21 protein-coding genes and 1 tRNA gene are annotated in these 25,011 nt (G+C 52.4%); 8 read left to right on the forward strand and 14 right to left on the reverse strand.

All coding sequences use genetic code 11. The features are described 5' to 3' along the window. Positions 1 to 441: 441 nt before the first annotated feature. Together ACEOAC_RS03460 and ACEOAC_RS03465 are read right to left on the reverse strand one after the other, a co-directional pair. Entirely contained in the window at positions 442 to 2,673 is a 2,232-nt protein-coding gene (locus tag ACEOAC_RS03460; RefSeq protein WP_413443971.1) for a S8 family peptidase, read from the reverse strand. Next, positions 2,666 to 3,487 carry an AAA family ATPase gene (locus ACEOAC_RS03465; protein WP_413443972.1) on the reverse strand — a complete coding sequence of 274 codons (822 nt, stop codon included), beginning with the start codon at positions 3,485 to 3,487 and terminating at the stop codon, positions 2,666 to 2,668. Before ACEOAC_RS03465 ends, ACEOAC_RS03460 begins: the two co-directional genes overlap by 8 nt. Before the next feature lie 525 nt (positions 3,488 to 4,012). On the opposite strand from ACEOAC_RS03465, the gene ACEOAC_RS03470 reads away from it, so the two are divergent. The 3 genes from ACEOAC_RS03470 to ACEOAC_RS03480 all read left to right on the forward strand — a co-directional run bounded on the left by ACEOAC_RS03470 (position 4,013) and on the right by ACEOAC_RS03480 (position 6,862). Then, on the forward strand, positions 4,013 to 4,486 hold the full coding sequence (locus ACEOAC_RS03470; RefSeq protein WP_413443973.1) for a hypothetical protein: 474 nt from the start codon (positions 4,013 to 4,015) through the stop codon (positions 4,484 to 4,486). Between the two features lie 52 nt (positions 4,487 to 4,538). After that, a complete protein-coding gene (locus ACEOAC_RS03475; RefSeq protein ID WP_413443974.1) occupies positions 4,539 to 5,543 on the forward strand; it encodes a DUF4917 family protein in 1,005 nt (334 codons plus the stop codon). A 326-nt stretch (positions 5,544 to 5,869) separates the two neighbouring features. Beyond that, a complete protein-coding gene (locus ACEOAC_RS03480) occupies positions 5,870 to 6,862 on the forward strand; it encodes a DUF4238 domain-containing protein (RefSeq protein ID WP_413443975.1) in 993 nt (330 codons plus the stop codon). Positions 6,863 to 6,964: 102 nt separating this feature from the next. Here ACEOAC_RS03480 and ACEOAC_RS03485 read toward each other — a convergent pair whose 3' ends face one another. The 8 genes from ACEOAC_RS03485 to ACEOAC_RS03520 form a co-directional block, all read right to left on the reverse strand. Then, positions 6,965 to 7,258, reverse strand: a complete 294-nt coding sequence (locus ACEOAC_RS03485; RefSeq protein ID WP_413443976.1) for a hypothetical protein — start codon at positions 7,256 to 7,258, stop codon at positions 6,965 to 6,967. Between the two features lie 545 nt (positions 7,259 to 7,803). Next, positions 7,804 to 9,189: a type II secretion system protein GspD gene (locus ACEOAC_RS03490; protein WP_413443977.1), complete on the reverse strand. Its 1,386-nt coding sequence runs from the start codon at positions 9,187 to 9,189 to the stop codon at positions 7,804 to 7,806. Then, the gene (locus ACEOAC_RS03495) at positions 9,186 to 10,487 is read right to left on the reverse strand and encodes a zonular occludens toxin domain-containing protein (protein WP_413443978.1); all 1,302 of its coding nucleotides are present in this window, start codon (positions 10,485 to 10,487) and stop codon (positions 9,186 to 9,188) included. The genes ACEOAC_RS03490 and ACEOAC_RS03495 overlap by 4 nt, the downstream gene beginning before the upstream one ends. Positions 10,488 to 10,490: 3 nt before the next feature. Next, entirely contained in the window at positions 10,491 to 10,778 is a 288-nt protein-coding gene (locus tag ACEOAC_RS03500) for a DUF2523 family protein (protein WP_413443979.1), read from the reverse strand. Positions 10,779 to 10,785: 7 nt separating this feature from the next. Continuing rightward, a complete protein-coding gene (locus ACEOAC_RS03505; RefSeq protein WP_413443980.1) occupies positions 10,786 to 12,141 on the reverse strand; it encodes a hypothetical protein in 1,356 nt (451 codons plus the stop codon). A 139-nt stretch (positions 12,142 to 12,280) separates the two neighbouring features. Next, a complete protein-coding gene (locus ACEOAC_RS03510) occupies positions 12,281 to 12,514 on the reverse strand; it encodes a hypothetical protein (RefSeq protein ID WP_220406282.1) in 234 nt (77 codons plus the stop codon). A 544-nt stretch (positions 12,515 to 13,058) separates the two neighbouring features. Then, a complete protein-coding gene (locus ACEOAC_RS03515; RefSeq protein WP_112068111.1) occupies positions 13,059 to 13,370 on the reverse strand; it encodes a hypothetical protein in 312 nt (103 codons plus the stop codon). A gap of 21 nt (positions 13,371 to 13,391) precedes the next feature. Beyond that, positions 13,392 to 14,666, reverse strand: a complete 1,275-nt coding sequence (locus ACEOAC_RS03520) for a replication initiation factor domain-containing protein (protein WP_413443981.1) — start codon at positions 14,664 to 14,666, stop codon at positions 13,392 to 13,394. A 400-nt stretch (positions 14,667 to 15,066) separates the two neighbouring features. Between ACEOAC_RS03520 and ACEOAC_RS03525 the strand changes: the two genes are divergently transcribed. Both ACEOAC_RS03525 and ACEOAC_RS03530 read left to right on the forward strand, forming a co-directional pair. Beyond that, positions 15,067 to 15,804 carry a hypothetical protein gene (locus ACEOAC_RS03525; protein WP_413443982.1) on the forward strand — a complete coding sequence of 246 codons (738 nt, stop codon included), beginning with the start codon at positions 15,067 to 15,069 and terminating at the stop codon, positions 15,802 to 15,804. Further along, entirely contained in the window at positions 15,794 to 16,792 is a 999-nt protein-coding gene (locus tag ACEOAC_RS03530; protein ID WP_413443983.1) for a tyrosine-type recombinase/integrase, read from the forward strand. The genes ACEOAC_RS03525 and ACEOAC_RS03530 overlap by 11 nt, the downstream gene beginning before the upstream one ends. Before the next feature lie 152 nt (positions 16,793 to 16,944). Here ACEOAC_RS03530 and ACEOAC_RS03535 read toward each other — a convergent pair. Next, a tRNA-Phe gene (locus ACEOAC_RS03535) sits at positions 16,945 to 17,020 on the reverse strand. Between the two features lie 85 nt (positions 17,021 to 17,105). Here ACEOAC_RS03535 and ACEOAC_RS03540 point away from each other — a divergent pair. Together ACEOAC_RS03540 and ACEOAC_RS03545 are read left to right on the forward strand one after the other, a co-directional pair. Continuing rightward, the gene (locus tag ACEOAC_RS03540) at positions 17,106 to 18,338 is read left to right on the forward strand and encodes a UbiH/UbiF family hydroxylase (RefSeq protein WP_077236112.1); all 1,233 of its coding nucleotides are present in this window, start codon (positions 17,106 to 17,108) and stop codon (positions 18,336 to 18,338) included. Positions 18,339 to 18,521: 183 nt separating this feature from the next. Then, entirely contained in the window at positions 18,522 to 19,289 is a 768-nt protein-coding gene (locus ACEOAC_RS03545; protein WP_413444933.1) for a DsbC family protein, read from the forward strand. Positions 19,290 to 19,358: 69 nt separating this feature from the next. On the opposite strand, the gene pth is transcribed toward ACEOAC_RS03545, so the two are convergent. Beyond that, a complete protein-coding gene (gene pth, locus ACEOAC_RS03550) occupies positions 19,359 to 19,937 on the reverse strand; it encodes an aminoacyl-tRNA hydrolase (protein ID WP_006461482.1) in 579 nt (192 codons plus the stop codon). A 223-nt stretch (positions 19,938 to 20,160) separates the two neighbouring features. Here pth and ACEOAC_RS03555 point away from each other — a divergent pair, with 223 nt between their 5' ends. Continuing rightward, positions 20,161 to 22,512 (forward strand): Tex family protein, encoded by a 2,352-nt coding sequence (locus ACEOAC_RS03555; protein WP_413444932.1) that lies wholly within the window; start codon positions 20,161 to 20,163, stop codon positions 22,510 to 22,512. A gap of 125 nt (positions 22,513 to 22,637) precedes the next feature. On the opposite strand, the gene ACEOAC_RS03560 is transcribed toward ACEOAC_RS03555, so the two are convergent. Next, positions 22,638 to 23,387 (reverse strand): DUF5610 domain-containing protein, encoded by a 750-nt coding sequence (locus tag ACEOAC_RS03560; RefSeq protein ID WP_413444931.1) that lies wholly within the window; start codon positions 23,385 to 23,387, stop codon positions 22,638 to 22,640. A 470-nt stretch (positions 23,388 to 23,857) separates the two neighbouring features. After that, positions 23,858 to 25,009 carry a deoxyguanosinetriphosphate triphosphohydrolase gene (locus ACEOAC_RS03565; protein ID WP_413444930.1) on the reverse strand — a complete coding sequence of 384 codons (1,152 nt, stop codon included), beginning with the start codon at positions 25,007 to 25,009 and terminating at the stop codon, positions 23,858 to 23,860. Positions 25,010 to 25,011 lie beyond the last annotated feature (2 nt).

Here is a 25,011-nt window from a genome sequence, read left to right on the forward strand (position 1 = left end):
GGGCAACGTTCAGCGGCGGTAGGAGAGCGTTATTTTGCGCGAGAGTCAAGAATAGACGAGGCACAGGATTTTCGGTCCCGGAAATGAAAAACGCCAACCGGTAAGGGCTGGCGTTTTTGCTTGGGACATTCTTGGTGGCCCGGGGCGGAATCGAACCACCGACACAAGGATTTTCAATCCGTACGTAACTCCCGCAGTGGAGCTGCTTTACCTGTCAAATCAGATGGTTAGCAAAATCTCTTGCCGCATTGATCCCGCTTTAAATCACTATACTGTTGACGTTTCGTCGACAGTAATTACTCCCTAGTTGTCGTCATGGGTTGCGTCACCCAAGGGCTGTCGCAACCCATGACAGAGGGTATTTTCTCCATCGCCGATCAAGGGACTTTCGCGGCATAAACGCGAATGAATTCGCATTTATTCCACGATCCCTTGACGGTGCTAACTTCGGCGCGGTCTATTGGTAACAGAAATGGGCAGATCGAGACGAGGCTTGATAACTGTAAGCCGGTTGGCATAGCGAGCAAGCACCCGATCATAGAGATCTTGGTTTTTCTCGCTAGTCACCGTTACAACTAGCGCATAGGAAAGGGATGTGGCATCAACTGGGCTAGATGCGATACCCGGTTGACGGGCCAAATAGTGTATGTCAAACACCGGCTCATGCAGAGAGCTTCCTCGCTTATTTAGCTCGTTATGAAGAACAGTATCCCATTTGTGGGCGTCGTTTCTGAGCTCCTGCTCTTTGCTCTTCTCATTTCGTTTAAAGAAAGAAGCGGTGTCAGGATACAAGGGATCTTTCTTGAATTTCTTAGAATGCGGTCTGAACGTTACGTCTAACCCTGCACGAGTGTAATCGCCAGGCGTATGAGGATCGGTTGTGCAGCTATAGCAGAACGTAGCGGCAATGTGCACATCCCCTTTGAGTTCTTGACTAGGTAACGGAATTGGCGCTCGCAAAACCTTGCCTGGTTTTAACTTGCCTTGATACAGCACTCTTACTGAGCCATCAGGGCAGACTGTAATATTCGTAATATCACGAGGAACAGAGCCCCAACCTACTGAATCACGATCATGTCCAGCCTGATCTGCACTATGAATCAGTAGGGTTCGAATCGCAAGCGGGGATAGGGAGCTTCCAAAGAAAGCACGTAAGCCGGCTGCAACGCGCATTACCGCAGGCGTTGCATAACTCGTGCCACAGTCTCCAGCGATAACAGGACCAGGGAAGACAAATCTAAATGGGTTTTCCTCGATTCCACCAAAGTGTACGAGATCTGGCTTTACAAGACCCGGATGTCTTCCAGGGCCAATGCAACTATATGATGCCCGCTGCCATTCCTCGCTGAGACTGTCGGAAGCACCAATGGCAATCGCGTTCACACTATCACTTGGAATCATGATGCGATTATCTGGCCAAGGAAGTTCCCCGTTGTTGCCAACGGCGACGGTAGCGAGCAATTCCGAAGATCCGAGATGGTCATCCAGCATGGACGTCCAGGCCGTTACGTGATCATCACCTGCGACCTCGTTCGGTCCGAAGCTAAACGTTGCGAATGAATAATTGCTTTGTGAAAGAATCTTGTCCACGTAGAGCATGACGTTATACAGAGCCTTATCACTCACCTTATCTCCCAGCACACGATAATGGTCTACCGAGCAATATGGGCGAGGAAGATGACCTCCCTCAACATGGCCAAATAAAACTGCAGACGTAACGGCCGTTCCGTGGTCGAGCAGCTCCGGAATAGCGTTGCCGATGCCATCGATTGGTGCTGGCTCAATTGCTGTTGCCCACAGACCAAATGGATGATTTGGATGAAGGCCCCCGTCAAAAACAGCGACCTTGCAATCGGGATCCACTGCCTGTTCTGCGGGAAGAATAACTTTGGGAGTCGATGCGGCAGAGCGCAACATCGTTGGCTTTTCCAAAATTCGAAGTTTTGGCATTGGTCGGATGGCACGGACAAAAGTGAACTGTGCCAATTTCCCTGCTGCGGCAGAAGTTCCACTAGCCGATAGGAACCAGAGTCCCCGAGATTGGTATGTCTTGTTCGCCTCTAGCTTTATGCCTGCTTGCTTGGCAAATTCGACAAATTCATCTTCCCACTCCCAATCGTTGAAGGAATCGAAATGGACAACTACCTCTAGATCACTCTTTTCTTTGGATAACTGCCCCATGAGTCGGTCGTCGACTCCATATGAAGATACGCTTTCAATTTTTAAAATGTCTTCAGAGACTTTGTCATCCTCGGTCAGAGATTGAACTTTTTCTGCGAGAGCTGAAAATGTTGAGCGCTTCGCTGCGACAAAAATAGCTGTCGAAGATGCGCCTGAGTCATTCTCGCTACCTCGTCCGGCTCGGGGCTTTACCTGAACAGGCTTACTCCCGATTAATCGGAGGTCGAATTTTTTAAGAAGACGTTCAGGAAAAGCACTTCGAGAGTAATACTGTGGATGCAGAACAATAATGGAAACGGCTTGGTCATTCGGACATGCGTCTTTAGGAATGGATCGCATGGCCTCTGCTTGCTTTTTGAAAAGCGGGGCAAGATGCTTCTTCTGTGCTGATAGCGAATACGGTGGTTCGGACCTACCGTCGCGATTTCTGTACTTAACATCAACCGCAAGTGTCTCTCCCCTACCAAGTATGAAATTTACCTTCTCAGCCATTCTTTCCCCCTGCTAATGCTGTTCGTAAAGTTTCTCTAGCAATCCCCGTTAGCCTATTTACCGATCGTTGGGTAAGGTTGGCATCTTTGACGAGTGAAACAGCAAGCTCCTTCTTTTCGGCCTTCGAAAGCTTATCCGAGCGCTCAAAAACCAACTCCGATAAAACTTGCTCCCCACTCTCACTACCACCGATAACAATGGCGCGACGCAAGCGATCTACTTGCTTAACAAATTCGCTTTGAGAGGTTCCGCTCAGTAAAATAGTTAAGAGAGAACTCCAGGCTTTTGGAAGCGGGTCGCCTTTCATTGACGTGGCAGAAGAAAGTCGTACAAGTTCATCTCTTTCCGGGCGCGGGAAATCAATTATGGTCTCAAAGCGGCGCCAGACAGCTGCATCAAGAAGCTGTCCATGATTGGTTGCAGAGATGAGTAAATTGTCTGAAGGCCACAGGTCAAGTTCTTGGAGAATGACCGTAACTAGACGTTTCAACTCTCCTATATCACCGTCATCATCTCTGCGCTTCGCGACTGCATCTAACTCATCAAGAAAAAGTACGCATGGTTGTGAGCGCGCGAATTCAAAAGCTTGCTTCAAATTATTGCCAGTGCGGCCAAGAAAGCTGCTAACACTGGTTGCTAGATCTAATGTCAACAATGGTCGCTTCAGGGCGGCAGCGATGTGCCGTGCAGCCATCGTTTTCCCGACCCCAGGCGGGCCGGTAAAAAGAACGGTACGGGTAGGGTGTAGCCCGATCTTTGACAATTTCGAAATGGCTTTACGCTCATCTATCAAGCGAGCTAATTGTGCACTCACTACGTCATTGCAGATCAATTGATGAGGTAGGTGCGGAGGGTCCTCGACTCGAAGAAGATCTAGGCGACTATCAGTGTCTACGGGAACTGCCGCTGAAATGCCAGATACAGAGCTCTTTCTTTGTGATCGAGTAGCCTGGTTAGCAAAATCTCCCTTCACCATTACCTGCTGAAGCAAGTCAGCTAACGGGTCCCCCGTCGCTCGCAATGAGCGAATCAGTCGCATTACCTGTATGCGAACACGCTCGGCATCACCATTGACACCAAACTTTACAATCTGGACTAATTCTTCTGCTATATCTACCATTTGGGCCAGTGAAAACCTAAGTAACTGAATTTAAAGGATATTTAGTTGTATAAAATCGGCCTAATAGTTGGATTATTGCATGGTGTGTTAGTGAAAACAAGTAATGATTGCCGAGAATCTATGACATTATTGAGTTCTTCCTCGGGAAATGTACTCATCCGAGGATAGTGGCGGGGCAAGTATTGGTCCCTTGAGAACTCTCTATGATTGGAATAGCCCGTGGCTTTTAATGACGACAATGGCGGCTTCATGTTCGCTTGCGATGATGCCAAGATGTCAATTTGCGCAAGCACATGGAACACCCGCTTGTCCCAGATAGGGCGGGCAACAGGCCCCATTTTTGTCATGACCGGACTTTTGCCAGATCCGGATTACATTTCGCAGATCATTGGGAAGCGGCCACGTGATTTTTTTATAATCGCCAACAGCGACGCTGAACCTGAGGCGCAATATCTTAAGCGTCGCTATCCTAATATCCGAATTGTTCTTCACTCAAAGAACAACGCGAAAGTAGTGTTGGTGGCCCCAGGGACAGTCTGGGTGTCGAGTTCTGATTTTGGCAAGAGCGATCAGATTGAATCAGCGGTTGGCATGCATTCTGAAGTTCTCTACAAAAAGACCTTGGATAAGCTTTTCAATAGAGTTTGGGTGGAGTCGCGAGAAGTTCAGTGCCGCCCAATGTCTGACATCTGAATCATTCAGTCCTTACGACGGAAGAACTGAGGAAAATTACAAAGGAAAGATAGTGCCCGAGCAAAAAATTGATCATCATCTAATTCACTGGGACGAGATCCGCGAAACTGCATGGAAGTCACTTCTACTGGGTAATGGCTTCAGTATCAATGTTTGGGAAAGATTTGGGTATAAGAGCCTTTATGAGGTAGCAAAAGGTGGTGAGGTTCAGCAACGCCTCAATGCACAAAGTGTCGCTCTTTTTGATAAGCTGAATTCGACAAATTTTGAAGAGGTTCTGCGCATACTTTTTCACGCCAGGCTGGTGGATGAGCAGTTGGGGGCACCGCAAAGAGATGCAATCGACGATCTCTACACCAGCACAAAAAACGCTCTCGCGGCAGCCGTCAGCTACTCTCATGTACCTCACGATATGGATGGATTGAGTGCTATCAATCGGGAGTTGCGAAACTATAGAAATATATTCACGACCAATTATGACTTAATTCCCTATTGGTCAATAATGTTCGAAGATACATGGCGATTTAAGGATCTTTTTTGGAACGAGGGAAATACTTTTGATCCCGAAAATACATCGGTGAATGCTGATCGAAGCGTGATTTGTTATTTACATGGCGCTATTCATTTGGTCGAACTTCCAGACGGCAAAACAAAGAAGTTAACTGCTAATGGCCTGAATTCATTGGTTGACTTATTTGACTTAGAGCATCCGGAGTACTTTCCCCTTTTCATATCGGAAGGCACATCAGAACATAAACTGTCTCGGATAAAAAGAAACGACTATCTACGATTCTCATTTGAAAAATTCCAGGCACTGGATGGAAGCCTTGTTGTCCTCGGTCAATCTCTTAACAAGGATTTTGATCAGCACCTTTTAGATGCACTCCGAAATAGTGATCTAGCGTCAATTGCAGTCGGAGTTTGGCCCAATCAAGCGGAGGAGAAAATCCTTGAGTTTAAAGCTCGGGTACTTGCTGAAATCGGGAAAAAGGAAATCTACTTTTTCGACAGTACCACTCATCCACTAGGTATATCAGCGCTTCGTCATGAGGTCTAGTTGGTGATTTTTTGATCTCAATCATCGTCTGTCGCTTTGCGTTTAGATCTGACCATCACTCTCCGGAACTTCCTCAATTGACCATTGTGTAGGCCCACAATGCTGCTCATGACAGCGAAGGAAGAAGGTAGGAATAGACGTTGCCCTACTTGGAATTATTCAACGCTGATACATTCGTGACCGGGTCTCGATCAGTGATTATCCGCAGACTCGATATTTCCCTAAATACGGTTTGTCGCTACATTGAGCAGAACCGATTGAGCCTTCCCATGCCAGCAGGCATCCGTCAAGCTTGTTGAGCGCATGTGATCTACGGAGCGAAGTTAATGTCGAACGGTCAAATTGAAATAAAAAGACGGCACCATTATGTTTGGGCACAATACTTAACCCGTTGGGGAGCGGGAACTAAAAAAGTCTTTTACACCACATCAACAGGAAAAATTGCTTGTGACAGCGTGCGTTCCTTAGCTGTCGACGACTACTTTTATAAGACTACAAAGCTCAATGCATTGCATGTAAGAGTTATTCAGACTATTTCTAAAAATAGCCCGGAAAACCTGCAACAATTGCATATGTCTCTACTCTCGGATTTTCTGAAAATTCAGGATGCCGAGACGCTTTACCGTAGGCGTGGCGTCTCTAACCAAGAGGTCGACCAAAGCATTCACGCTTTGAGTTGCAATACTCTTGAAAATCTACATGCGGATCATGAAAAAAGAGCTCGTCCGATTTTAGATGGACTGGCCACGGGAAGCCTGGATGTACTACAAAGCGAAGAGAACATGTTGGCATTCTTGGCATTCTTTGCGCATCAGGTATTTCGCACCAAGACATTAAGGGATAACGCTGTCAGAGCATTTTCACGAGGTACAACTCAAGAGCGTCATGTAGCCGATGCAATAGAGCACGCATGGTGGTTTATCAGCTACATGAGTGGAATAAACCTGGGCTTCAGCCTATATCAAGATCGCCAAGTATCGCGACACACGCTGCTCGTCAATGACACGAAGGTTCCTTTCATTACATCTGACCAACCGATTGTCAATGTGCATGAATGTGTATCGGAGACAGAGTTTTCTCCTCCTAAATATTCTGACTTCTACTACCCGATCTCTCCGCGGGTAGCTTTCGTCGTATGTGATTCCGAAAGATTTAAGTCAGGGGTTACTCATGTCGACGAACTCACAGCCTCTGAATTCAATACAAAAATTGCCGCGCAGGCTATGGTACATATTGTCGGCGACACCGCGGATGCAATTCGCCCGTATCGAGGATTTATTGGCCGCAGATACTTGAAGATAACCAAACTGCATAAATGAGCGTTTGGCTTTCCAATCAGCCGGAACAAAGGAAGGTGAGTACGGCAGTCAAAAAATAGAAAATGAGGAGCAGATCAATCAAGCAGAAAGACAGCTAATTTCTCATTTTCGGTTTATAGAAAAAATGTGAACGGCAGCTTCTTTCACAACCGCACTTCGGACTGACAAGGGCGTTTTCTCGTCATCAGCAGCATGTGCACCAGACCCATGTTCATGAGGCGTCTCGGTCCAGTGAGTCATCCCTAAACCAGGTCGACCGACTTTGTTTGCGTCTACCAAAATACATTGAACGCAGACATCAGTCACATCGTCAAATCCCTCCTCATATCCATCCACTACGACTCGCTGCTGTGGATCGCATTTCTTCAACAGCTCTATCAGCTCAGAAACGTTCATTTTTGCACCTCGAACACATCAAATTTACGGACCTACGCTATAAGACCGAAGAGCGGCCTCCGAACTCATCGCATCTTTCTCCAACTAATCCGCACGGCTTTTCGAAAAATTTATTCTTCATCTTTATATCCCGATTTTTTAGTTTCGCATACGAAATCAGAAGCAAGACACCCTTGAGATTCTGTAACGGCTTAAGAATAAGATGCTCGAGAACCGTCAATTTTTTAATCGAGGTGAGTAAAGTCAGAATCCATAACGTAACGTTCATCGATACGATACGATACGAATGAGATGATATGAAATGATATGAATGAGATGGTACGAATGAACTACATAGCTCTATTCATTTCGCATGCGAAATTGAATTTGAATAACGTGCCGCCTCTTAGCACAAGTCGGAAACGAATACGGCCCACCGAAGTGAGCCGTATCCAAACATCATTTGTCTTGTGGGGGAGGCTGTTGCCAAAAGTGGCACGCCCGCTTGTCCTCAAGCACACAAGTAAAGTATATCATGACAAGAAGTTGAACGATAAGCCGTCTCGCTAAATTCCAGTAGCGTCCTCTTTTACCGTGAGGAGGAGCAAAATCTCGGTATCATTTCGCGTAAATTGCTCACCGATTTTAAAGCCAAAGAATGTTGATTTACTCGTGGTTTGATTATTGGAATTTAAACCACCAATAACATAAACAACGCCCGGGCGCATCATCAGGTCTGCAACTAAATCGCGCTTCAATATTGATGGGTTAGCATTGGGTGAAGGAACGAAGTCACTCACGGTCTCATGAAGACTGACATTAACTACATCACCTCGCACTTGTGGTGTGACCTGAAATGTCACACCAGCGGTAACATTTACAAGCGACTGCAACGACTGCCCGCTGGCATTGATAGTAATCGGGCCTGGAACCATTACATCTTGGCCAGTCGTAAATACCACTTGCTGCCCGCTACGAGCTAAAACCTTAGGCCTCGAAACCGATCTGAAGTGCGAGTCTTCATCTAGAAGAGAGAGCACTGCACTAAAATCAGGAGTAGCAAACGATAACGTGTTATACGATGCGGAAGATGCTGAGCCCGACGAGGATAAGGTACTTTCCCCTCCTCTTGTTCCGCTACCCAACGACAACCCCAACTTTGCTCTAAATAATTTTAGCGCAGCAGTAACAGCACTCCCGCTAGAAGCACCGGCTTGATATTCATATAGACCGGCGCTTATTTCGACCTGCTTATACGGGACGTCCAATAGCTGCAGCAAATCACGCACCGCCTTTACTTCATTAAGCGGCCCATAGAAAATCAAAGTTTCGACTGCCTTGGACGTGATAGAAGCGCCGTTACTTCCAGTGTCTGGAACCTGCTGCACCGAACTCTCACCTTGTGTCGCAGTGGCAGTGACATTCGCCATTCTGCGTTGATGTGCAAAAGACCCCTTTGAATAAGCCACTATACACTGATCGGCCAACTCCACCGGATCGCGGAACCTCGGCCTAAAAATTAATTGTTCCCAATCTTTGCGATCGTCCTGCTTTCGAATCCTCTTCACAACGTCGTAAGACGCATGGCTTTCCAATCCGAGTTCCCCTCGAGAAATTGCACCGAGAACCATTGACTTTGCCTCTGCACAAGTCAGCGAATCGGCTTTGATAAGAATTTTCTCCTCCAACTTTGTAGCGTCAGGATCAAAGATCAACCCTCTTTTTTCACATTGCTCGTAGTACAGCAGAATCATCTGCGAAATTGGAAGTGAGTCAGAATAGAGTGAAAAAACCAGTTTTCTATTTGAGGAAGCGGGAAGCTGCGAATTCGGAGGCGATGCCGATTTATACCCAGGCAGCGGATCACTCAGCTTCAGGGCATCGAGATTGGTTTCCCCAAACGCACATTTTGAGATGAGGAAAATAATGAACAGAACAAAAAGACGCCTCATTTTCTCTCCCCAAAGGTAAAGCCGATCATACGTCCATTGAACGCGGCAACTGACTGCCACCCGTCTACAAAACCTGCTTTCACTTTTGTTCGAACGTATCTCCCGTCTGATAACTGAAACACTGCAATTGTCTCTCCTACGGACGGCTCTAAAATCGACACGAGACGAATGTCGGAAGGCAGCGGAGGACTATCCTTCTTCTTTTGATTCATATTCGCGTCCGCCAGATCGGTGAAGTCTGCCGGAATATCTGCCGCTCTTAATTGCGGCTTAGTGGCTGCATCGCCATGAACTCGCGTCAAAAATGAATAGAGCCATTTCCCGCCATAGAAAAACAAAGAAAGACCAACCAGCATCGCAAAAATAAAGAATCGGTTTTTGAACAGATTTTGCCGATCATCCGTACGACTTTCTTGGCCATTCGCCCCGTCGTATGACTTATACAGCGGAAAGATCTTGCGGTCGTATTTCTGAATTGGCGATGTGGAGACCAAAGATCTCTTTGAAGGTTTTCCCTCATACACCTCCACTCGATATCGAGAATTAAAGCCGAGAACCTTGAGTTTTTGAAAAACAAGTACAAGTTCACAGACCCCCTTGAGGAAGCGATGCAATGATGAGAAATCCTGAATGATTACGAGAAGATCACAAGCGACTCCGCTAGCGGAAACGTAGTGGCGATGCATGCGAAAAAAATTCATATGTTCTGACGAGAGCTTTTCGCTGGAGCTCCAATATCGCCAGGCCTCATCAATGACGACAAAATCCCCAGGCTGAACGACTGAAGGACCATAATCCGCGATCTGCGCAAATACCTCGCCAGGAGCCTTATCCGAAAAGTAGTCAGCTGAAAAGCTTCGCAATTCGCGTTCCGCGGCGACGACCAAACAGGATGCGATATCAATCCCAAGCTCATGCAGCTTTCTCAACTCCGGCAAAAGAAGCTGAAAGGCGACTTTCGTAAAAGTCTTTCCATGCGCCAAAACATACTCATCAGCATAGTGTTGAAGCTCACGAATCGGCACAAAATCTGGAACGTCAAACTTCAGTCGGCTCGGGGCTTCACCAGGGAAAAATCCCGCTTGCGAAACCGCTTCGTTAGCCACGTTAACCACGTCTCCTAACTTGGAGAGCTCAGCTCCGCTTTGCAAAAGATATTCGCGAATCTTCTCGGAGCTAACACCCGCTATGTTTGTTACAACTCTGCGCCCAGCTTTTATAGCCGGAAGAATTCCATTAAGAACAGCCTCATAGGTCTTACCAGATCCCATCACTCCGCTATAGACAGAAATAGCCATCCGTCACCCGATCACCGGCATCCGCCGAATCAAAAATCGATAGCTCAGCGCTGTGATAACAAGCGGTGCGCCAGCACTAAAGCACATGAGATCAAGAAAATACCAAGTTGCAGAATCTAAGCCCGCGAGCGCACCAGTCAAGCTCGAAGGTGAAGGTATAAAGGCTCCGAGAAATTCCATCAGATCTGAAATAATGAAATAGAGTGCAAACATTACGCAGAACTTGACGATGATCTGACTAAAGATGAAGCTCAATACCTGATAAAGAGCTGATAGCAATATTCCGTACATATTTGACCTATGCAGAAAGAACGATCATTGCAGCAACGACCAACCAGGCGACCATTGCGACAGCTGCGATCGAGGAGCGCCATTGCTCCGCAAATACGCACTGCTCTTTTAGCTCGATGTTGAAAACATGTCCCGCAATCGCTGGAGAGATTGACCAGGTAGGGCAAACACCAGAGTGACTAGGTACTGTCCATGCCGTCCAGCCAGACAGAAGCTTTTGAATCGGTTCGAAGACTCGCGTTGGAGCAGACTCAAGCGTTGGCGGAGGATTCCCAGGGTCCGCGCCAAGATTGATCTGCGGATTGCCTGCTGCGGGATTTGAACTATTCTGATTTGATGATGACGATGGTAGGGTGATCGCGGTGTCTACCGACGTCGGCACACTAGAACTCAAAGATGATGTTGTTGGCCACAAATTCGGATTGGAAGATTGATAATCGGAGAAGTTATCTGGTGATACTGGAACGCTGCTAGCGATCGGCAATCCTGGATAGTTCGGCTGTGCGGAAGCATTTTTCCAAAGGCGATTTGCCAGTTCTGCCGCCAGCTCTGGACTTAATGGAGCTGACTGAACGGCTGCGGAGAGATTTCCATAGGCAGTAGGCAACGATGTCCCAGTTACCTGCACCGGGGCGAAGGGTGTCCCCGCAAAATTAACTGCGACGCAGGCCCCCGATGAAGAGCTAAAGCCTGAACCGCTGGGACATGTCACCCCACCTTTATTGACGCTTGCTTGGGCGTAACCATAGATGGACTTCGTGGCCGAAACATTCGAAATTCCGGATCCAGGTATCGTGAATGTGTAAGTTGCAGTGTATTGACTAGCGCTTACTTGTTTGAAGCTAGGCGTGCTAAACGTTGCGTTTGGACTAGAGCTAATCGTTTGAGCAAAAAAATAGCCTAACGCCTCCTGTGGAGTTCCGAAGTAAACCGAATACCCCGGTGCCAACCACAACGTGGCACCCAGTTGAACTCCGGGAGAGGTGATAGAAGAGACACTGCTTCCTGGAGGAGCGCTATAGACGTTTCCGTCTTTATCGAAATACCAATACAGACCCGCGCCGATTGCGACGGCAGCAAGGGTATATGGAGCTAGTGCAGCCATCGCTCCAAGCCAAGTTCCTCCAGCACCCGCCCCTGCCGCCAAAGGAATGACTTCAGCGCTAATAGCTCTGATTGTCGTAAGGATGCGAGGATCATTCGCCGCAAATCCTCGAGAAATGAGATTTCTTGTAATGCCTTGTCCCAACGCGGAGCTCAACATACTTGACTGCGTAGGAAGTGCCTGAGCAGATACTTCGGAAAGAGACAGACTCATCATCGATGCCGCGAAAAAAATCAATCTCATAGAAAATTTCTTCATCAAAATCCTCTTGCTCCAGTAACAAATGCCCAGCCACAAAGTACCCCTGCAAAGAATAGCGATAGGTACCAAAAATCTGTGTTCACGACGCCTCCCACCGAAAAGACGAGGGGAGCAATGCGCCCCCCGTCCCGATCTATCAGATCTTAGGTTTGAATTTCGACTCGACCAGACGGGCACCCCACAGGACGACGCCCACGCCGACCAAGAGGCCCACGATTACGAGGCCAGCGGACTGCGCATCGCTCATGCTGATCGATTGAGCCAGCGCAGTTGCCGTGGTTGGGGCAGCGCCGGTATCGGCATATGCGCTGGAGGTAACACCAATCACACCCAGGATGGATGCCAGTCGAGTAGCGTTGATCAATTTCATATAATTTCCTTTCTTGAGATAAATAAAACAGTTCTACTTGCCCCAAAAGGGACGAAGTAGAACTGAACCTTTGAGTCCGAGCAGCCAGAAGAACACGACTATTCCGAACCCAAATCCAAAAATTCCACCACCTGCAGCTGCATCAAATGGGAGTGCAAGTCCTTCAAAAATCGGCTGCGAACTAGCGAATGGAACATACGACGAAACGAGGTAGGCATTTTGGCCACGCGGGCACGCAGCTTCTAGGACAGGACCATATACCTGCCCATTTCCACTACCTGGATCTGTCTCCGCACAAACGAGAATCTGCAAGATTTGGCCTGCTGCCATACCGCCCACCCAAGTTAGTTATCCGTAGAGCGCTCATAGAATGCGTGCAGAGCGAATCCTTCTCCGCAATGAATTAAGGCGGTCTCCACGGCAGATTCCTCGTCAAGGAATCGTCCCGCTTGATCAAGCCAAGCGGTAAATCCGACGTCGCTGAAATCAGGGTAGAGAAACAATGCTGTTTCTTTATCCTGCACTATGAAGACGCGCCGCATGGTTAAGCCGCTGCCTTCTGCTTCGCGATCTCGATAGGACGAAGTTCGATCAGCAACGTCCTTTGAGCCTTGCCGGTAGTTGCAATTTCGAAGGTTGCTTCTCCTGTGAAAGGAAAAGTCAAATGCTTGTATTTTTCGTATTCGGATGAGTTCCCGAAGGAATGCTCGATGACAGAAAAGCCCTTGGCGTTGCCTTTGGAATCGTCCAGTGAAGCTTCGACGTAGACCTTGGTGCTGTCGTAGCTCGCGCCATTCTCCAAAGTACCTTTCGACGCTTTCATACCCATGACCTTGACTTGTGCGGTAAAGCGCATAACGTTCCTTTCAGTTTTAATTTAGGCCGGGTTGTTTTCGGATTTCTCTGAAGGCCCTATTTCAGATCCGTGTTCTTCGTTTTCAAAAACATAGGTTTTCACTCTGTGGCCCGAATGAAATCCAGTAAACTTTTCGGGGACCAATTTAGCCAGCCTCGCCGGCCATTTATCATCTTCTGACTGAAGCTCTTCCAAAAGCTCATCGCCGGAGTCTGCTAGTTCTCGTAAGACCCTCAAGTACTTACCAAACTGAACTTTGATGATTCGTTTGGCGTCCTCCACATTGATTTCTGCCCGTCGCTCGCGTGTAGCTATTCGTTCTGCGAAACTCTTTTGCAGCATTTCCAGCCATGGGTACTGGCAGAAATAAGCTTCTGGCCGAAGGAGTATGTCTAGTGGTATCACGGTGTCTTTCGACTTCATTTCCAATTCAATCCGAACCCAGGTCGACTCTGGATCTCCCTCGGCCTTACCTTTGTCATAGCGACGAAGATAGAGATCGCCTGTACGGACACCGATTGCATCAGTGATACCCTTATCTCTCCCGCGTTTGGTATGCACGCATCCGAACACTTGGTAGTGAGGCCAGCAGTCAGGGGTCCCCAAGTGTCTTCGTTGTCGTACGAAATCCCCTCTGCTGTAGGCTTCCTGAAAGGACTCGTGAGTCGGACCGTTTTCGTAAATATCGACTGCCAAGTCAATTCGACTAATCGAAACCCGACCACCAGCTTGGTCGATATGGCAAAGCCATTCATAGAGTCGAGAAGCGGCCTCGTCCGGTGCGTGCAACCAGCCCTCCCCCGAGATGGAGATCAACATGCGATCACTTCGGTGACCAACGCAGAAAATCCCCCATTTTTGGCCGATGACATAACTCTCTTTGTAGAAATGCATGCCATAGCCATTTTTAGTACTGATGGCAAAGTCATCTCCAAATATCTGGGTCAGATCGTAGGAAACTGCCCTTGCTACATCGTCGTCGGTCAAGATGATTCTTTTGTTATTCAGAAGATAAGCTCGGACACCCAACGTCACCGAGATCCAATCATGAAAGACGGTTTGTTCTTTCCGCGTTCGTTTTAGTAGCTGTTTGAGCTTGCCGTCGGAAAGCACTAATTTGACGTAGTCGTCATCATGTTCCCCTCTATTAGCTCGGAGGGGTTCAAGCTGCCCTGCTGGAATTTCTTTCGATGCGCGACGTGGAGCCTCCCCGTCCTCGCGCTTCGCGCTGCGGGCGGGAAGTTCCACGCCGCGCACGTTGTGGTTAGCGTCAATGGCGCGCTTGATCTTGCTCACAATGCGAACTCCAACGCTCGCTCCGCGCACTTAATGCGCAACGCCTCTACATTCACGAACACGCGCTTGCCGATTCGTATAGGGGCACCCCAATAGCCCCGCTCAAACTGCGCTTTGAAAACGGTCACTTCAAGACCGATGGCGGCAGAGAACGCTGCTGGCGTCATCAATGGCATAGAAAGCGAAGAACCAGGGTTCGTCGCTGAATCTCCACTAGGCATAGCGAGGCTGGGCATTAAGGTCTCTAAGTTGTGCATGTTAGGATTGCAATTGCATTAGAAATCCGACAAATAATTGCTATAAAAATTTAAATGACTTAATAAGTGTGTCAATTGACGCATAATATATGTCAATATAATTTTTGTGGCAAGCCAAATCATGCTTTTTAGAAAGGTTGTCTATGAAAAATTTCCCACAGCTCTATGCGAGTGTCAGAAAGCGACTGCAGCAAATCGTGGCTGCAGAAGTCCCAGAGAAGGGGCGGTTTGGCTGGCTGGAGGAGCAAACAGGAATTCCACGGGCTACTTGGCAGAGCTTGTACCGAAGAGAGACCGCCTCGCCTAGCGGTGAGATGATCCAGGCGATCGGGCGACTCTTCCCCAGGTATGCGTTTTGGCTGGCGACAGGGCTAACTGATAGCCACTACGGGCACACGCTACCGCGTCACTCGAAAAGCTTTCCTGAGGGGCATGTTGGGAATTGGCACAAGCGATTTGATGACTACTTCAGTCATTGCATGGAAATGCAAATGAAGGTGTATGGGAGTGAGGCTCCCTATGTGGGCGATGAGTATCAAGACGCCGTGGCCATGATGTTTCACTTGCACTGGTTGCGGAACAAAGAAATTGAAATGTTGAAGGAGTCAGAGGTTGCAGAACAAATGCGTAAGGGAGTTGTGGTCGATGAAATTGAAACCGAGGAAGAGAGGGGAGGGGAGCTGCCTAAGAGTAAGCAGCGCGCGACAAGAAAGCCGCTAGATTTCAAGGTAAATGCGAAAGAAAAAGCTAAGTTAGGCGAGCGCACAACAAATACCGCGGGCGGTCCTCAAATAGTAACTGAGGAAGAAATTAACTCGGTATGGGCTCCCTTACCAAAGGTCCCAGTAAATCGAAGGAAAAAGAAAGAAGATGGCGATTAAGAAAATGGCTAGTGGCTGGCTAGTGGATATCCAGCCAGCTGGAAGAGGTGGCAAGAGATTCCGTAAAACGTTTAAGACGCAGGCAGAAGCCAAGGTTTATGAGACTTGGCTGAAAAATAAACTTGTCGAATCTCCCGAATGGCAACCACCGAAGAAAGACCTCCGCAAGCTATCTGAATTGGTGGATATTTGGTTCGAACACCACGGATTAGGATTGCGGGCAGGGAAGAATACATATAGTAGGCTCAAGCATCTGTGCGCTTCACTGGGCGACCCCATTGCGGAGAAATTCGCCCCTGAGCAGTTCGCAGCCTATCGTCGCATCCGCCTGGCTGACGGCATTTCACAAAACAATCTGAATCGAGAGCATTCTTACTTGCGGTCGGTCTTCAATGAACTGAGGCGGTTGGGGTACTGGAAGAGTGAAAATCCTCTTGAAAAAATCCGCCAATTCAAAGTCCAGGAACGAGAGCTCACTTATCTAACGCACGCGCAAATACAGAAGCTCTTGAAGGAAACTAGGCGCGGCCGAAATCCGGATACGGATTTAATCACTAGGATATGCCTGTCTACTGGCTCGCGCTGGAGCGAGGCAGAGGAGATCCGAAAAAACCAAATTCAGCCTAGGTTATTGCAGTTCGCCTTGACCAAATCTGGGAAGACGCGCGCAGTGCCTATTGATGAGGCTTTGTACAAGGAATTGATGGATAGAGCCGAAGAGGCTGACAGTGAGCGTCTGTTTAAATATTCATATGCCGCGTTCAGAGAGGCTATTGAGCGTGCACAAATTAAGCTCCCAGAGGGGCAGCTGACCCACGTACTTCGCCATACCTTTGCTAGTCACTTCATGATGAATGGAGGAAATATCCTGATATTGCAAAGAATATTGGGCCATAGCAGTTTGGCCATGACTATGAAGTATGCTCACCTGGCACCAGACCATTTGCAGGAGGCCGTGCGGCTTAACCCATTGTCTTTCACTAGCTGAGAATGATTTTTTTGGGGATTCGCTTTTGGCTGCGATTAGAGGGGATGCGTAGGCAAAATATCGCTGTTTTGCCGCGTTGACACTTGGTTGACAGTGCCGGAAAAGAAAAAGGGCTTACATTTCTGTAAGCCCTTGTTTCTTGTATGAATTCTTGGTGGCCCGGGGCGGAATCGAACCACCGACACAAGGATTTTCAATCCTCTGCTCTACCAACTGAGCTACCAGGCCAAGACGGATAAGTATAGCGGCTTTGAGGAAATATGCAAGTCCTTTTTGAAAAATAGTTTCCGCCACCCCGTTTATAATCGCCGGCATGAATACCAATTCACATTCCCCATCTTCCTCGCCGGCCGCGGCTGGCACTGATATTTGCATCGTCGGCGACGGCGCGGTCGGCAAGACGGCGGCGCTGGGGCTGGCGCAGGCCGGCTTCAAGGTGACCCTGCTGGCACCGCCACCCAAGCCCGCCGCACCCGACCCGGCCAGCTGGGACGTGCGGGTCTATGCGCTGAACCATACCGCGCATCGGCTGCTGTCCTCGGTCCGCGTCTGGGATGCCATGGATGCCGCACGCATCGCGCCGGTGGATAACATGACCGTCCACGGCGACGGCCTGCCGGAAAAGGCGCAGCCCGGCTTGCTCAGCTTCGATGCCTACGCCGCGCGCACCGATGCCCTGGCCTGGATCGTCGAAGACCGCAATCTCGACCAGGCGCTGGACGCCGCCCTGCGCTTTGCGCCCAATGTGCGCGTGCTGCAGGGCCGCGCCACGGCGCTGGCGGTCAGCGGCGAGACTGCCACGCTGACGCTGGAATCCGGCCAGGCCCTGTCCGCTTCGCTGGTGGTGGGGGCCGATGGTGCCAACTCCTGGGTGCGGGGGCAGTGCGATATCGGGCTGGATTACCGCTCCTATGGCCAGAACGCCATCGTCACCAATTTCACCTGCGAGCTGCCGCATCGCGGCGTGGCCTATCAATGGTTCAGTCCGACCGAGGGCGTGATCGCGTTGCTGCCGCTGCCGGGTAACCGCGTCTCGCTGGTGTGGTCCGCGCCGCAGGCGCTGGCCGAGCAGTTGCTGCGCCTGCCGTTGTCGGCGCTGGCCGAGCGTCTGGCGCAGTGGGCGGCGCCGGTGCTGGGCGCGCTCACGCCACTGCAGCCGGAAGTGGCCAAGGCTTTCCCGCTGCGCCTGATCAAGCCGCATGCGATGATTGCGCCGCGTGTGGCGCTGATCGGCGATGCCGCCCATGTGGTCCATCCGATGGCCGGGCATGGCATGAACCTGGGCTTTGGCGATGTGGCCGCGCTGATCGATATCCTGCTCAAGCGCGAGCCCCAGTACGATTGCGGCGATGATCGCGTGCTGCGTCGCTACGCCCGCGCCCGCAAGGAAGAAGTATTGCTGATGCAGATCGCCACCGATGGTCTGCATCGGCTCTTCTCCACCGAGGCCGAGCCGGTGCGCCTGGTGCGCAATATCGGCATGAGCCTGGTGAACCGTCTGCCGCTGCTCAAGCGCCGGCTGATTGCCCACGCGTTGGGACAGTGAAGCGCGGCGATTTCAGGTAAGGTAGTGGCCTTTGGCGAGCCAGTAGGGCTATTTGCGCCTGCCGTTGCCGGAAAAACTTCCCCGCGATTTTTTTTGAGAGACATCTGCAACCCCAGTCTTTGCAAGGCTTTGCGGCCGATGCGTCAAGGATTGGGTGTGCGTTTGATTTGAATCAGGACGAGTATGAAAAAATTTCTGACCGCCGGTGCGAGCCCTTTGCGCCATCTGAGCATGGCGGCATTGCTGCTGGTTTCCACCGTCGTCGGCGTGAGCGCCCATGCGCAGGCCGAGGCGGCTGACAGCACCGAGGCCACCATCAAGAAGCTCATCGAGCCGCGCCTGGGCAAGGATGCCAAGGTCGATGCGGTGACCAAGACGCCGTATTCCGGCCTCTATGAAATCCAGATCGATGGCGACGTGATCTACACCGATGCCAAGGCCCAGTACCTGTTCATCGGCCGCGTGGTGGATGCGCAGAGCTACCGCGACTACACCAAGGAAAAGATCGATTCGCTGAACCAGGTGCCGTTCTCGGGCCTGCCGCTGGACAAGGCGATCAAGACCGTCAAGGGCAATGGCAAGCGCGTCATCGCCATCTTCGAAGATCCCAACTGCATCTACTGCAAGCGCCTGCACAAGACCCTGCAGGAAGTGGACAACATCACCTACTACACCTTCCAGTACAACATCCTCTCGCCGGATTCCATCGTGAAGTCGCGCAACATCTGGTGCGCGCCCAATCCGAGCAAGGCCTGGAACGAGTGGATGGTCAACGGCAAGGAGGCTCCTGCAGCGGCATCCTCCTGCAATGCGCCGCATGAGGATGTACTGGCACTGGGCAAGAAGCTCAAGGTGACCGGCACGCCGACCATCTTCTTCACCGACGGTTCGCGCATTCCTGGCGCGGTCGATGCCAAGGGCCTGGAACAGAAACTGTCTTCGCTGAAATAAGTCCAGGACGCAAGGGAGCGCCTCGCAGGTTGGGGCGCTCCTGTTGCGTTGTGGTTCAGCGCATCAGGCTCATTTCCCCGTATGCAGTTCCATCATGGCGGCCTCGAACTTGCCCTGCACCAGCAGGGGGATGACGTTGAGGCTCTTGTCCAGGGCGTCGTTGATGAGCGCCTGTTCTTCCTTGCGCGGCCGGTGCAGTACGAAGTCGGCGACCGGCTGTTGCAGTCCCAGCGTGCGCGGATGACCGATGCCCAGGCGCAGGCGCCAGTAGTCCTGGGTGCCCAGTGCGGCGGTGATGTCCTTCAAGCCATTGTGGCCGCCGGAAGAACCGCCTTTCTTGATCTTGGCCGCGCCCGGTGGCAAGTCCAGTTCGTCATGCACCACCAGTACTTCGTCCGGATTGATCTTGTAGAAGCGCGCCAGCGCGCCGACCGACTGGCCGGAGCGGTTCATGTAGGTCTGCGGTTCCAGCAACCACACCTCATTGCCGGCGATGCTGGTCTTGCCGGCCAGGGCGTTGAAGCGCTGCTCGCGGCTCAGGCGCACTGGACCGGCGAGGTTGTCGACCAGCCAGAAGCCGGCGTTGTGGCGGGTTTGTTCGTATTCCGGGCCGGGGTTGCCGAGACCGACGATGAGACGGATGGACATGTTGCAAGAAATGAGGGGTTGCACGAGGCGGAAGCGCCGATTATCCCGGCTTTGGCCGCCGCCGTCCAATCCCCCATGGCCCGGATGCGCCCGCGCCGCCTGCCTTCCCGTGCAATCAGGCAATGTCAAGATTGGCGCGGGTGGCTGAATTGCGTATCATCCAACGCTTGTTTTTCTTCACCGCATAACTGCTTAATTGCTTAACTGTTGACTGGGTTTCACCATGCTGCCTTCTATCGAACAACGACTCGCCCTTGAACTCGCCGCCAAGCCGGTTCAGGTCGCTGCCGCCATCGCCTTGCTGGACGAAGGTGCCACCGTCCCCTTCATCGCTCGCTACCGCAAGGAAGTTACCGGCGGCCTGGACGACATCCAGCTGCGCCTGCTGGAAGAGCGCCTGCGCTACCTGCGCGAGCTGGAAAGCCGTCGCGCCGCGATCATCGCGTCCATCGAAGAGCAGGGCAAGATGACGCCGGTGCTGCTGGACGCCATCACCCACGCGGAAGACAAGACCCGCCTGGAAGATCTCTACCTGCCCTACAAGCCCAAGCGCCGCACCAAGGCCCAGATCGCCGCCGAAGCCGGCCTGACCGAACTGGCCGATGCACTGCTGAACGACCCGAGCCTGAACCCGGAAGAGGAGGCCGCCAAATACATCAAGGCCGCCTTCACCACCGACAACGGTGACAATCCGGGCGTGCCCGATACCAAGGCCGCGCTCGATGGCGCACGCCAGATCCTCATGGAACGTTTCTCGGAAGATGCCGAGCTGCTGCAGAGCCTGCGTGAGTACATCACCGAACATGGCGTGGTCGAATCCAAGGTGATCGATGGCAAGCAGGACGCCGGCGAAAAATTCGCCGACTACTTCGATTACTCCGAGACCTATTCCACCATCCCTTCGCACCGCGCGCTGGCGCTGTTCCGTGGTCGCCGCGAAGAGATGCTCAACGTCGTGTTGCGTCTGGATAGCGAAGAGGAAAAGCCGAAGTGGGATGCTCCCCATAATCCCTGCGAAGGTCGTATCGCCTCGCGCTTCGGCGTCTCCAACAAGGGCCGTGCCGCTGACAAGTGGTTGTCCGACACCGTGCGCTGGGCCTGGCGCGTGAAGGTCTTCATGCACCTGGAAACGGAGCTCATGACCAACCTGCGCGAGAAGGCCGAGCTTGAAGCCATCAACGTCTTCGCCCGCAACCTGAAGGACCTGCTGCTGGCTGCGCCTGCCGGCCCGCGTGCCACCATGGGCCTGGACCCTGGGCTGCGTACCGGCGTCAAGGTCGCCATCGTCGATGCCACCGGCAAGGTGGTCGCCACCGATACCATCTATCCGCACCAGCCGCGCAACGACTGGCACGGTTCGCTGCACACCCTGTCGCAGCTGGCCGAGAAGCACAATGTCTCGCTGATCTCGATCGGCAACGGCACCGCCTCGCGTGAAACCGACAAGCTGGCACAGGACCTGATCAAGCTGCGTCCCGAACTGAAGCTGACCAAGATCGTGGTGTCCGAAGCGGGTGCGTCGGTGTATTCCGCCTCGGAATTCGCTTCCAAGGAATTGCCGGATCTGGATGTGTCGCTGCGTGGCGCAGTCTCGATTGCACGTCGTCTGCAGGACCCGCTGGCCGAGCTGGTCAAGATCGATCCCAAGTCCATTGGCGTGGGTCAGTACCAGCACGACGTGAGCCAGTCGCAGCTGGCACGCTCGCTGGATGCCGTCGTGGAGGATTGCGTGAACGCCGTTGGCGTGGATGTGAACACCGCTTCCGCTCCGCTGCTGGCACGCGTGTCGGGTCTGAATGCCAGCGTGGCACAGAGCATCGTGTCGTATCGGGATATGAAGGGGATGTTCAGCTCGCGTGCTGCCTTGCGCGAAGTGCCGCGCCTGGGTGACAAGACCTTTGAACAGGCGGCCGGCTTCCTGCGCGTGATGAATGGCGAGAACCCGCTGGATGCGTCGGCGGTTCACCCGGAATCCTATCCGCTGGTGGAAAAGATCCTGGCCGACATCAAGAAGGATGTGAAGAGCGTGTTGGGCCAGACCTCGCTGTTGAAGGGCCTGACCCCGGCCAAATATGCCGACGAGAAGTTCGGCGTGCCCACCGTCACCGACATCCTCAAGGAACTGGACAAGCCCGGCCGCGACCCGCGTCCGGAATTCACCACTGCCACCTTCAAGGAAGGCGTGGAAGAGATCAAGGACCTGCGTCCGGACATGATCCTGGAGGGCGTGGTCACCAACGTGGCGGCCTTCGGCGCCTTCGTCGACATCGGTGTGCACCAGGATGGTCTGGTGCACATCTCGGCGCTGTCCAACACCTACGTCAAGGACCCGCACACCGTGGTCAAGGCCGGCCAGGTGGTCAAGGTCAAGGTGCTGGAAGTGGACGAGAAGCGCAAGCGCATCGCCCTGACCATGCGCCTGAACGACACCGCCCCGGCCCCGGGTGCACGCAACGAGCAACGTGGTGACCGCAACGATGCGCGTCGTCTGTCGCAGCACCAGAACCAGCGTGGTCGCGAGCAGGCACCGAGCAACAATGCCATGGCGGCGGCGTTTGCGAAACTGCGCGGTTGAACTGATGCACGTCGCTGCAATGGCATTGCGGCGACGTTGATGTGATGCAATGAAAAGAGGCTGTTCCCTTGCGGGGACAGCCTCTTTTTCGTTCGCGTAGCGGCCCGGATCGACGGGCGTCAATCCTATGCGGTGGTGCTGATCCGCGTCTGGCTCACCGATACCGAGATACTGACGGTGGTCTCGCTGGCAACCACGGTGCCGCCCTGGCCATCACCGTTGTCAGCGCTGCCTTCACTATCGCCACCCTCCTGCTTGCCACCCTTGACCTTGTTGATGAAGTCATTCAGCGACTTCTGCACCAGGTCATAGGTCTTGTCGATGTTGCTGGCGATGTCGCCCTGCAGGACGCTCAGGCTTTCCAGGATGCCGCGTGCTTCCTTGAAGCCCTGGTCGACGCCCTTGAAGATCAGGTTCATGTAGTCGTCGATGTTGGTCGCATCATCCTTGTCGGGATTGTTCTGCTTGTAGAGCTCGAACATGTTGGTGATGAAAGAGACGATGCGCCCGGCCGTGCCTTCCGGCGAGTTGTCCTGGGACGCTGCATTCTGCACGGCGTTGTCGCCCAGCTGAGAGCGCAGGATGTCGTTGATGTTTTCGATGGCGGTCTTGTAGACCAGCGACAGCGGATCGTTGCCGCTCTGCAGTGACACCTCCAGCGAGGACTGGACGATGGACAGGTTGAACTGTGCCTTGGCGCCTGCTTCGGTCAAGAGGTTCGCCTTTCTGGCTTCGGCGATCTTGTCATTGCTGGTGCCGGAGGTACCGGACGCATTGGCAGACAAGGCAGTGCTGTCGCCGTTGGTAGCGTTGGAGGAAGTGGTGCTGGGCAGCAGGGATTTGCTGTCCAGGCCGTTGGTGTTGCCGATGGCCATGACGGTCTCCTGTAAAAAAAGGGGATCCGGGCATCAAGGGGGAAGACGGATCCACTGGAAATGATGGCGCGTCGGATGACGAGCCACTCCATTCCTGCATAACGGCCCGGTCGTGACGGACTTGATATTGACAAAAATTAACAGGTGTCAGTTTCCTAGTCCGGGTGGCAGCACTTACTGCGGTGGATTTGTTCGATCTGACGCAAAGCCTTTTCGGTAAAGGCTTTGCGGCGAGCCGATGCGGGTCGATACGGTGGCTCTCACGATAAAAAATTTTTCAGAAAAAATGTAACGAAATGTCCGATCCGTGGCGGCAGGCGGATTTCATTTGCAGTGATGCAATGAAATCACGATGACATGCTGCCAAGACCGAGCTGAGAGAAAACGCAGCGTATCGAAACGCTGCGTTCAGTGACGATGAGGATGTAGATATGGATGTGGATGTGGATGAGCTGGAAAGCCTGCTCCACTCATTCCATGACGAACAGGCGACGATGTTCGCGGATGGCGTAACGGTCGGTCATGCCGGCGATGTAGTCGGCGACCTTTCTTGCCTGCTTGTCCAGCTGCTGGGCGTCATCATGCATTGCCTTGACCTGATAGTCCGGTGGCAGCAGGCTGGGCTGGCCCATGAAGGCGGAAAACATCTCGGCAATGATGCGCCGCGCCTTGGCGGTCATGCGGTTGACCTGATAGTGACGGTAGAGCTTTTCACGCAGGAATTTCTTCAGCACTGCCGCTTCGCCGGCCATGGCATCGGAGAAGGCAATGAGCGGCGGGGCGTTGCGGACATCCTCGATGTCGCGTGGCGCGAGCTCGGCGATGCGCACGCTCGCGGTCTGGATCAGGTCGACGATCAGCGCGTTGATCATGCGGCGGACCGTCTCGTGGATCACGCGGCGACCGGTGATGCCGGGATAGGTCTGTTCGACTTCGCGCAGATGGCGGGCAAAGAAATCCACTTCGCTCATCAGCTCCATGGTCAGCAGGCCCGAGCGCAGGCCGTCGTCGATGTCGTGGTTGTTGTAGGCGATCTCGTCGGCCAGGTTGGCCAGCTGGGCTTCCAGCGAGGGCTGTTTCTTTTCCAGGAAGCGTACGCCGATGTCCCCCAGTTGCCGGGCATTGTGCAGCGAGCAGTGCTTGAGGATGCCTTCGCGGGTTTCGAAGGTGAGGTTCAGGCCATCGAAGGCGCCATAGTGCTGCTCCAGCTCATCGACCACGCGCAGGCTCTGCAGGTTGTGCTCGAAGCCGCCGTGCTGCTTCATGCAGTGGTTCAGCTCATCCTGGCCGGCGTGGCCGAACGGCGTGTGGCCCAGGTCGTGGGCCAGGGAGATGGCTTCGACCAGGTCTTCGTTGAGTTGCAGGTTGCGGGCGCAGGAGCGAGCAATCTGCGCGACTTCGATGCTGTGGGTCAGGCGGGTACGGAACAGGTCGCCTTCGTGATTGACGAAGACCTGGGTCTTGTATTCGAGACGGCGGAAGGCGGTGGAGTGGACGATACGATCGCGGTCACGCTGGAATTCGCTGCGCGAGCCGGGCGGGGTTTCACTGAAGCGCCGGCCCCGCGAGCTTGCCGAGTGGGCGGCATAGGGAGCCAGACGGGGGGGCGCTTCAGCGTGCATGT

Source organism: Herbaspirillum frisingense (genome assembly GCF_047325095.1).
Taxonomy (GTDB): domain Bacteria; phylum Pseudomonadota; class Gammaproteobacteria; order Burkholderiales; family Burkholderiaceae_D; genus Herbaspirillum; species Herbaspirillum frisingense.